Annotated in this window: 7 protein-coding genes; 3 read left to right on the top strand and 4 right to left on the bottom strand. The window is 66.3% G+C overall.

Going from position 1 to position 9,576, the window contains the following annotated elements; genetic code table 11:
• Window positions 1-301: 301 nt before the first annotated feature.
• Window positions 302-2,509 (bottom strand): replication initiation protein, encoded by a 2,208-nt coding sequence (locus ACFQS7_RS30265; protein WP_380070868.1) that lies wholly within the window; start codon window positions 2,507-2,509, stop codon window positions 302-304.
• 286 nt (window positions 2,510-2,795) lie between these two features.
• Between ACFQS7_RS30265 and ACFQS7_RS30270 the strand changes: the two genes are divergently transcribed.
• From ACFQS7_RS30270 to ACFQS7_RS30280, 3 genes are all read left to right on the top strand, one after another.
• Window positions 2,796-3,167, top strand: a complete 372-nt coding sequence (locus tag ACFQS7_RS30270) for a hypothetical protein (protein ID WP_380070869.1) — start codon at window positions 2,796-2,798, stop codon at window positions 3,165-3,167.
• Between the two features lie 427 nt (window positions 3,168-3,594).
• On the top strand, window positions 3,595-5,583 hold the full coding sequence (locus tag ACFQS7_RS30275) for an MHYT domain-containing protein (protein ID WP_380070870.1): 1,989 nt from the start codon (window positions 3,595-3,597) through the stop codon (window positions 5,581-5,583).
• 176 nt (window positions 5,584-5,759) lie between these two features.
• Entirely contained in the window at window positions 5,760-6,167 is a 408-nt protein-coding gene (locus ACFQS7_RS30280) for a response regulator (protein WP_380070871.1), read from the top strand.
• A 327-nt stretch (window positions 6,168-6,494) separates the two neighbouring features.
• On the opposite strand, the gene ACFQS7_RS30285 is transcribed toward ACFQS7_RS30280, so the two are convergent.
• Genes ACFQS7_RS30285 through ACFQS7_RS30295 form a run of 3 tightly spaced genes read right to left on the bottom strand, consistent with a single transcriptional unit; the run spans window position 6,495 to window position 9,519 of the window.
• A complete protein-coding gene (locus ACFQS7_RS30285) occupies window positions 6,495-6,950 on the bottom strand; it encodes a DMT family transporter (RefSeq protein WP_380070872.1) in 456 nt (151 codons plus the stop codon).
• Between the two features lie 20 nt (window positions 6,951-6,970).
• Window positions 6,971-8,239, bottom strand: coding sequence for an arsenic transporter (locus ACFQS7_RS30290; protein ID WP_380070873.1), 1,269 nt, complete (start codon window positions 8,237-8,239; stop codon window positions 6,971-6,973).
• On the bottom strand, window positions 8,236-9,519 hold the full coding sequence (locus ACFQS7_RS30295) for an MFS transporter (protein WP_380070874.1): 1,284 nt from the start codon (window positions 9,517-9,519) through the stop codon (window positions 8,236-8,238). Before ACFQS7_RS30295 ends, ACFQS7_RS30290 begins: the two co-directional genes overlap by 4 nt.
• Window positions 9,520-9,576: the final 57 nt, after the last annotated feature.

A 9,576-nucleotide genomic window follows, 5' to 3' on the forward strand; every position in this document is an offset into this window, starting at 1 on the left:
GGGTGCGGTCGTTGATCCAGACACCCGAGCCGCTGACGAACTCGCCGGGCGAGATCAGCGCGGCATGGCCGATCACGGTGACAGGGTCGCGCTGCCCCCGCACCTTGACCCGCAGGACGCAGAAGCCGGTCTCGGCGTTGTGGAAGGTGACCCGCTCGACCAGACCGGCCAGAGCCTCGGTCGGGGACGCCGCGGAATTGTTAAGGTATTATTTCCTTACGTGATCGCTGCCTTTATCACCAAATACTCTGGATGGGTGCTGGACGCCGCGAGCGCCCGGGCTTTGTTTCCGGCATGCAGACTACCCAGGCGCAAGGGCCCTCAGTGACGCGGACGTTCGATGTCGTGAGCGCTGATCCTGTCGACACCATTCGAGCCGCCGGGCCGTCTGGTAAATGTTGCCCGCAGCAACGCCGCTGGCTTGCGCAAGCGCCTCGACGGAGTGACCGGCCTCGTAGCCGACGCGGATAGCGTCCTGAACATCGGCCGAAGCAGTCGTATAACCGCCTCTGACGCAGGATTCCGGCCTGGACCAGCCATGGCGCTTGGCGGCGTTGCAGATACTGCTCGGATCCACCTTGAACCTGTCCGCGAGTTCGCCGACGCGCTGGCCGGCCTCATAGCCTGCCCGGATCGCAGTTTTCCATGCAGGGGGCGGCGAGCGCCGGCGAGGGCGCTTCGTGGCGGAGGCAGACACAGGATCAGAGCGAAATGATGCGCTGGTCGCCTCAGGCGCCGATTCACCGCCCTGTGCCGCGCTGCGCCGCGCATCAACAGGGAGCGTTGTTCTCCCGCATTCGCCGAGCACTGAAAAAGCCTCGGCACAGCTGGTGAGGAGGCCGGGAGCCAGAGGCTCCCGGTTGGCGGTGGCAGGAGTAAGCCATGCGCTAGGATCACCGGGGGCCTCCTGGGCGGATTGCTTTTTATCTATAGCAACCTGAATTGCTGCCTCTGGGCTCGGCACCTGCAGGGCGCCGAGGACGGCGGGCCAGTGGTGGCGGATGGTGCGCGGGTCGCGCTTAACTGCAGCGGCGACGGAGGCCCGCGTCATGCTCTGACCGCGCCCTTGAAGATCACGGGCCGCCACGATGCAAGCGGCGAGGGTCGCGGCACGCCGGGACGCGGCGCCTTTGGCCTGGCCGGCCGCTTGGCGGTCCCTGCGCTCCTCGGGCGAGGCGCAGGGCGAACGCGCCGAGCGGTGATAGTGGTGCCAGGTCCAGCGAACGACACTCCTGGCCGTCGCCGCGGCTTGCTCCTCGGTGGCCAAACCGGCCTGGGCGAGGCGGAGCGCCTCGGCCAGCACTGCATTGCCGAAGCTCGCCTCGGAGCCATGGCCCTCATCGCGGTGCCGGCCGACCTGGGCACGGGCCATGACGCGCAATGTGTGAAAGAGCACGTTGGACTGGCCGGCAATAGCCGGGTCGGGGTGGTCCGGAGTGGGAGAGGCGTGCCAGCCATCATTGGCAGCAGCCTGCAGCCGGGTCCAGGCATTGGCGAGGTCGAGGCTGGGGCTGAGCGCAGGAAGACCGGCATCGGCCTGCGGTCCGCGCGCGTCGGGCCCCAAGCTATAAGGGACTCCGGCCAGGACGGCGTGGGACCAAGCCGGGCAGAGCGGGTTCTTGACGTGCAGCGCATTGGCCCGGCCGTTGGGATCAGCGCCGATCGGCAGCAGGGCGGCGTTCAGCGCATTAAGAACGCCCTGGTACAACCGCTTGGGAGCCTGCCGGCCCTTTTTGGTAAGGACGACGGCGTTTTCGAGCAGCCAGATGAGGTGCGGGTGCAGGAGCCGGCCGGTGGGATCGAGGTGACCGACAGCGATGTTCGGCAGCGGCACCCCGCAGGCAGCGATTGCGTCCTTGAGTTCGGCGAAGCCGCCCGGGAAGTCGCGGTCGATGTCGACCCGCAGGATCCGGCACATCGCCTTGTTCCCAGCGACGTAGGGACTGTCGAGAGCAAGCAGCTTCTGGCCGACGCGGTCGACGTTGGCCTTGGTGTCGCCGGTCCGCAGAAGCGCGGCCCGGGGCGTGCTGGCGACGAAGAGCTTCAGGATGGGATGTTCGTCGGAGACCAAGCCGCGGTAGACGAACGGCACCCGAGCGTAAGCCGGGTTGCCGCCGATTGGGCCACCCAGCCAACGATAGCCCAAGCTGAGGCGCAGCCGAACCTCCTCCCGTTGCGCCGCGTGACGGGTCCGCCGGAGCTCGGCGAAGATCGGCTCGGCATCGGCGCGCCACAGCAGCCGGGCGTCCGGATCACCCGCTTTGGCTTGAAAGGTGATGAACGGCCAGATTTTGGCGAGATCGGACGTCGGCTGTGCCTTGGCAAAGCAGATCTCAATGCGCGCCCGTGCGGCGGCGAGCCTGGCAGCCTGGGCGGCGATGGTCTCAGCCGATGGCTCCCGCGTCTGGTTGCGGCGACGCTGACGGCACTGCTGCTTCTGTTGACTTGCTGCCGCGTAGGTTGCCTCGAAGGAGTGGCGCCACGCCTGTTCATCGGCCGAACCGCTCACGGCATCGTCTCGAGCAGAGTGGCCAAACCCGTGCGCCTCGCCTAGCGCGGCGATGGTGCCGCAAAAGTCTGACCGGAGCCGAATCGCCGAGATGGGCCGTGTGCCCGAATCGGTCTGTCTCCCACAGACTCGCGGGTAGGATTCTTAGCTACGGTTTGTAAACCTTAGATATGCGTACGCAACCAAAAAAGTGACCAACGGCTGCCGTACTCGACCGCAAGCGTATCGCCATCAACCTGCCTCAGCGCGCCCTGGTCGGCACCAGTTGCCGCACTTCCAAGTCTCCATGGACTTCCTGGCCGCCACGTGCTGGTCATCAAGGACATTGCCGCCCGGCTGGATGTGCATGTGCGCCAAGGCGCTGGAGACTAAGCGAGCGCTCTGCAAGGCGTCGGCCGCCTTCAGCGGCTGGGCAGCAGCGAAGGGCCTCCCTGCCCCTCCCGCCACGCCCGAGGCTGTGGCGGCCTACGTGAATGCGCTGACCGGCCTTGGCCGCAAGCCCGCCTCCATTCGCCATGCAGTCTGGGCAATCGCCACCCTGCACCGAGCCGCGGCACTGGCTTATCCGTCCCAGAGAGAAGTGATTCGGTTCGCTCTCAAGCGCATGGCCCGAACCCTTGGCACCCGGCAACGCCAGCCGGCTTCTACATCGGCGTGACCCGCGCCCGGCACTTGCTGCAGTTGAGTTGGGTCCGGCACCGCCGCGACTGGGCCGGCAAGCCGTCGCGCTTCCTGGCGGACATCCCGAAGGCCCTAATCAAAGGCGCCGCGGCGGCACAGCGGTACGCCGATCGTGGCACTGCAGGCAGGGCCCCTGCGCGCTCCGATCGATCAGTCAAGCCGCCGACCCAAGGCTGAGACGGATCGGCTGGTGGCGGAGTTCATGGCCCGCAGGGCAGTCAAGGTTGCATGGTGAGTCTGTCTTACTTTGAACAAGCGATGGCGCGCATGGCCGCCCGAGAGGTGGATATGTCCGGCGCCTAGCCCGAGATCCTCCGCGCTGCGCCGAGAAACTCTGTGGGTCGCTATACACGTTTCCCGGCGTCTAGACCGGCACCGCTACACCTTGCTTGACATGCTACGGCATGCACTTTTTGGTTGTGGCTGATACCATTCGCACCACCACAGCCGGGTTGTTTTGCGCGATGCATCATCTCCATAGCACGCACAATTCGGCCCTTGTCGTCGTCTCCGTCGTGATTGCTGTTTTGGGCTCGTGGACAGCGCTCGACTTGCTGCGTCGCGTTCGGGCCAATACAGGGATTGTTAGACTTTGGTGGCTGGCCGGCGCCGCCCTGGCAACAGGTGGCTCAATCTGGTCGATGCATTTCGTTGCAATATTGGCGTACGATTTGGATGTGGCGATCCGCTACGATGTCAGCCTGACTGCCCTGTCGCTGCTCCTCGCTGTTGCAGCAACCGGTACCGGCTTTGCTGCCGTGAGTGCTCCGGTGGTTTCGCCCGGGCCAATACGGATCGCCAGCGCCGGGATGGCCATGGGGCTCGGCATCTGCCTCATGCACTATGTCGGGATGGCGGCTATGCGGCTGGCCGCGACGCCCTCGTACGATCCCGTGCTCGTGGCGGCCTCAGGGGTGGTCGCGGTTGGCGCTTCGTCCCTGGCGCTCGTCATGGCCCTTGGTGACCGCCCCGGTCCGGCACGAGCGGTCGGTGCGCTGGCGCTCGGGTTGGCGATCACCGGAATGCACTACACGGGAATGACTGCGGTCACCTTTGGTTCGATATCACATGCCCATTCAGGGGACGCATCCGGTATCCCGGCTCAGGCACTGGCCGTCGGCGTCGCGGCTTGCACTCTCCTTCTGCTAACGCTGGCCTTGACCGCGGCAATGTTCGATCGCCGTCTCGAACTCCTGGCATTGCGCGAGGCTGAAGCGCTGCGCCGCAGCGAGCAGCGCCTGCGTGCTATCCTTGATCAGATGCCAATCGGCGTCGTGGTCGCTGATGCTACTTCGGGAGAAATCATCCTCTCGAACCCAGAGGCCGAGCGGGCTCTGGGGCACCAGCTCAGCCCCGCATCTGGCTGGCAGGCCTACGCTGAGAGTTTTGGCGCCCTCCATAGAGACGGTCGGCCCCTGGCAGCCGACGAGTATCCGCTGGCTCGGGCCGTCCTCCGAGGCGAGCGGGTGGACCGTGAGCAACTGCTCTACAGGCGTGGCGACACATCGCTGGTGAGTCTCGAAGTGAGCGCCGCTCCGGTGCGCGACGGCGACGGCCAGGTGACACTCGCGATCGCTACGTTCCAGGACATCACGGCGCAGGTACAGGCCGAGCAGGTCCTGCGGCGCATCCAGCGCTTGGAGGCCATGGGCCAGCTCACGGGGGGTGTTGCACACGACTTCAACAACTTGCTGATGGTGATCTCGGGAAATATGCAGCTGCTCATGCGCCGAACCTCCGACGAGGTGCTCCTGCGCTTTGCCCGTGGTGCCATGGAGGCGCTGCGGCGCGGGGCGAACATTACCAAGCGGCTTCTTGCCTTCGCACGAGAGCAGCCGCTTGAGCCCACACCGGTCGATCTCTCGGCACTGCTGCCCGACCTTGCCAACAACGTGCTATCTCGGACTCTGGGCGGCGCGGTACGCATCGAAATGGAAGTCGAGCCAGGGCTCTGGCCCACACTCGTCGACCAAGGTGAGTTGCAGGCAGCCTTGCTGAATCTTGCCATCAACGCGCGCGACGCCATGCCGGACGGCGGGCAGCTGACTATCTCAGCAAGGAACACCAGGAGCGACGCTTTACCGGAGAAGGTCCGCGGCAGCGTTCCACAATGTGACTACGTGGCCGTGTCGGTGTCCGACACTGGGATGGGGATGGGAGAAGACGTGGTTGCCCGCGCCTTCGAGCCGTTCTTCACGACAAAGACGGTCGGCAGCAGCTCTGGCCTTGGACTGTCCCAGGTCTACGGATTTGCCCAACAGTCTGGCGGAGCCGCCACCATCAGCAGCCACTCAGGCGAAGGCACCCGGGTGACGGTCTGGCTGCCGCGGGTACCCCCAAGCGGCAGGATCGAGTACTTCTCGTCTGGTTCGTCCGCGGGGCAGGTCGCATGAATCCCCAGCGGCGCGCCAGGACCACCAGTCACCGGGCTGCGTTGCTGACAGGCGGGGAGAATGGCGATGCGGCTGCCGCTGCCGCGAAACTATACCGCATTGTGCTACCGGATCTTCGTGTCGTGCTCGGCGGCTCGAGACGATGCTGTCCCGGCTCGGAAACGCAGCATGGTGCGATGTTCGACCGCTGCCATTCCAGGGAAACAGCCGGGGCCGCGCTCGCCGGCCGCGTAGCCCTGGTGGTCGATGATGAACCGATGATCCTCGAGATCCTGAGCGAGTTCTGTGCTTCTCTCGGCATGAAGGTCTATGAGGCGCCTGACGGTGAGGGTGCCCTCAGAAGGGTCGAGACCAACCCAGAGATCGAGGTGCTCGTGACGGACATCCGGATGCCTGGCCTTGATGGCCCAGGGCTCGTGAACCTAGCGCTTGGACTCCGGCCCGAAATCAAGGTCATTTTTGTGACTGGATACGCCACCTATCGTAGCGCCGCCTGGCCGACTTTACGCAAGCCCTTCGATCTCGACGAGCTCGAGGATGCAGTGCGCCGAGCCTTGCTGCAGCAAGGCCCTGCACCGGAATAGAGTTGGTTAACCCCTCACACGTCGGGGGATTTGTGTTCAGGCATTTATCTGATTGCCGCCGGTCTCGGTCTAGAGACATGCTCGGCCGCGTGGTGCCCCACGTCTGGCGTTACCCTCTAGCCTGCGATCATGGCGCTACTCACAAGCAAGCGGCGCTTCCATAACCGCGCCTTATCCGGCAGGGGCGGATATCATGGTCGCCAAGCCGCATTCGAGTACGGTCGCACGGTGCGGAAGTGGCCACGGCCAGTCATTCGGCTGACCCCCATTGCAGAAATGTACTCCGTCCCCTGCAAAGCAGAACGCTATCGAGAACATCTGGAGGTTTCAGAAGATCGCCACCAGGGCGACGCCGGCGACCATTAGCGCGCCGCCGAGAACTCGCCAAAGGCTGAGGTGGTGTTCCTGCATACCGAACAGGCCGAAATGGTCCACTGCCAGCGACATCAGGATATTCGCGGTGATGGTCAGGCCGGCGAAGGCCCCAGCCCCCACCTTGTCGACGAAGAGCAGGCCCGCCACCACCGCGAAGGCGCCAACCAGCCCGCCGAGTGGCGCCCACCAGGGCATTCCTGCCAAGCCCTCGGCGGTCGGCAACGGCCGCGGCTGACAGAACATGACGACGCCCAGGAAGGCGACAATGGGCAGAAAGCTGACCAGGCTTGCCAACCAGGGATTCTCCAGCGCTTGGCGCAGCGCGCCGTTCATCGGCGCCCCCCATGCTTGCAGGGCACCGGCGGCGAGGATCAGCGGATAGAGCCAAGCCGCGCTGAGGCTTTGCATGATGTCGTCTCCCGGGGCTGTCAGAGGCGGATGAGGCTGGCGGCGATGGCCAGCAGCAGGGCCGGCGGCATCACCAGCGCGCCGAGCTTGAGGAACTGCCAGGCCGTCACCGCATGGCCTTCCCGCCGCAGGGCAATCAGCCAGAGGATCGTCGCCAAGGATCCTGTTACCGACAGGTTCGGGCCGAGATCGACGCCGATCAGCAGCGCGGCGCGCACCGTCTCCGGCACATGTACGATCTCGACCACGCGCCCGGCTACCAGGCCGGCCGGCAAGTTGTTCACCAGGTTGGTGCCGATGCCGAGCGTCACGCCCGAGACCCAGGCGGCCAGCGTTTCGGATCGCCCCACCAGCGCCTCGAGCACGTTGCCAAGTGTCGCCGTGACGCCGGTCCGCTCCAGCGCCTCCACCAACACGAACAGCCCGGCGACCAGCGGCAGCACGCCCCAGGCGATGCCTCGCACCACCGTCATGGGGCTGCACTCCGACCGCAGCAGCACCAGCCCCGTGGCGACCAGGCCGGCGACGAAAGTCGGCAGGCCGAGTTGCGCATCCAGGGCCGAGGCGGCGAGCAGCACGCCGGCTGTGCCTAGGATGCCGATTGCCGCCATCCGGCCGCCCGCCGACAGCGCCGGGACGACAATATCGGACTGCACCGGCGCCTGCAGCGCCCGCCGCTGCGTCAGCCACAGCATCGCATAGGTCGCCAGGATCGCCGCGAGCGACGGCAGCGCATAGCGCGGCAGCCATTCGAGCAGCGGCGGCATCCGGCTGCCGTAGATCACCAGGTTGGCGGGATTGGAGATCGGCAGCACGAAGCTCGCTGCATTGGCGATGAAGGCGCAGACCAGCAGGTAGGGCAACGGTTGCTTTATCTTGACGGCTCGCGCCACAGTGGCGACCGCCGGCGTCAGCACGACGGCGGTCGCGTCGTTCGACAGGAAGACCGTCACCAGCGTGCCGACGCCGAAAACCAGGGCAAACAGCCGGTTCGCCGAGCCTTGAGCCAGTTGCGCGGCGCGGGCGGCCAGCCAGTCGAACAGCCCCTCCTGTCGGGCGAGCTCGACCAGCAGCATCATGCCGACCAGGAACAGGTAGACATCCGTACCGCGGGTCACGCCGGCCAGTGCTTCGGCCGGCGGCAGCAGCCCGAGCAGCACCAGCAACGCGGCGCCGGCAATGGCCCAGACGAACTCTGGCCAAGCGAAAGGGCGCAGAATGACCCCGGCCGTGGCGGCGGCGGCGATGCCCCAGACGGACCAAGGGGAGGCGACAAGCGTACTCATCATGTTGCGAGGACCGGCGCAAGTTTGGCTGGGGCTGGGGCTGCGGTCCTGGCTGCCGTCTCCGGCATCAACCACCAGAACAGCAGGCCGCCCAACGTGGCCAAACCGGCCAAAGCCAGGAAAGCGGTATCATAGCCCGCCTGCACCACCACGAAGCCGGCGGCCGCATTGCTGACCGAGGCGCCGATTCCCTGCGCCGTAGCCACCGCACCGAGGCTGACGTTGAAATGCCCGGTGCCCTTGGTCAGATCGGCGACGATGACCGGGAACAGTGCGCCGAACAGCCCGGCGCCGACGCCATCCATCGCCTGCACCGCCAGCAGCCACCAAGGATCGTCGGAGAGAGTGTACAGCACGCCGCGCAGCGCCAGCACGGCGAAGCCTACGAGAAACAGCCGCTTGCGACCCCAGGCATCGGCCCGGGCGCCGACCAGCATGGCCATCGGCACCATCACGATTTGCGCGCCGACGATGCACATCGACAGCATCGCCGTGCCGCGGTTGAGATCCTGCTGCGCCAGCTTCTGCCCGACCAGCGGCAGCATAGCCGCATTGGCGAAGTGGAACAGCGCGACGCAGCCGGCGAAGACCAGCAGCGGCCGGCAGCCGAGCAGGGCCTTCCAGGCGGATGCCTTCTCGCCGCGCGCCGCGCCGGACTCCAGCCCGCGCGCCACGTCGTTGTCGATGGCCCCGGCCGGAATCATTAGCACTGAGACGACGCTCGCCAGGGCCATCGCGCCCAGCAGGACGAAGACCGCGATCGGCCCGTACCACAGCGACAGCCCGCCCGCCGCGGCAGCGGCGAAGGCGTTGCCGGCATGGTTCCAGGCCTCGTTCCGTCCGGTGCGGCGGGTGAAGGCGGCATGGCCGAACAGCCCGAGCGTGACCGCTGCGATGGCCGGCGGGAACACCGCGGAAGCGGCGCCGCTGGCGACCTGCGCCGCCGCCACCGGCCAGAAGCCGGGGAAAAGCGGGATCACCAGGCAGACGCCCGCGACCATGATCGCGGCCACGGCGATTAGCGCCCGCTTTGCCCGCAGCGCATCGACCAGCGCCCCGCCCGGGGTTTGCGCGACCAGCCCGGCGATGCCAGCGATCGACAGGACCAGCCCGGTGCTGGCCTGGTCCCAGTGGTGCACCGCGAGCAGGTAGACGGCGAGGTAGGGGCCGAGCCCGTCGCGGACATCGGACAGGAAGAAGTTCAGCGCATCAAGCCCAACTTGAACAGTCCCCGTTGGGAGTCCGTTGGCAAGTGGTTGATTTTGCGCGGCCTGCTGCCTGATTCCCCGGAGTTTGGCAAATATGTAGTGCCACGAACATGGCGAAAAATGGCTTGAAAA

Origin of the sequence: Dankookia sp. GCM10030260 (assembly GCF_042666655.1) — a bacterium.
Taxonomy (GTDB): Bacteria; Pseudomonadota; Alphaproteobacteria; order Acetobacterales; family Acetobacteraceae; genus Paracraurococcus.

Coding starts and splice junctions, on each gene's coding strand:
- ACFQS7_RS30270 (WP_380070869.1), top strand. CDS start 2,796: ATGGACTTCCTGGCCGCCACGTGCTGGTCATCAAGGACATTGCCGCCC.
- ACFQS7_RS30275 (WP_380070870.1), top strand. CDS start 3,595: ATGCACTTTTTGGTTGTGGCTGATACCATTCGCACCACCACAGCCGGG.
- ACFQS7_RS30280 (WP_380070871.1), top strand. CDS start 5,760: ATGTTCGACCGCTGCCATTCCAGGGAAACAGCCGGGGCCGCGCTCGCC.
- ACFQS7_RS30285 (WP_380070872.1), bottom strand. CDS start 6,950: ATGCAAAGCCTCAGCGCGGCTTGGCTCTATCCGCTGATCCTCGCCGCC.
- ACFQS7_RS30290 (WP_380070873.1), bottom strand. CDS start 8,239: ATGATGAGTACGCTTGTCGCCTCCCCTTGGTCCGTCTGGGGCATCGCC.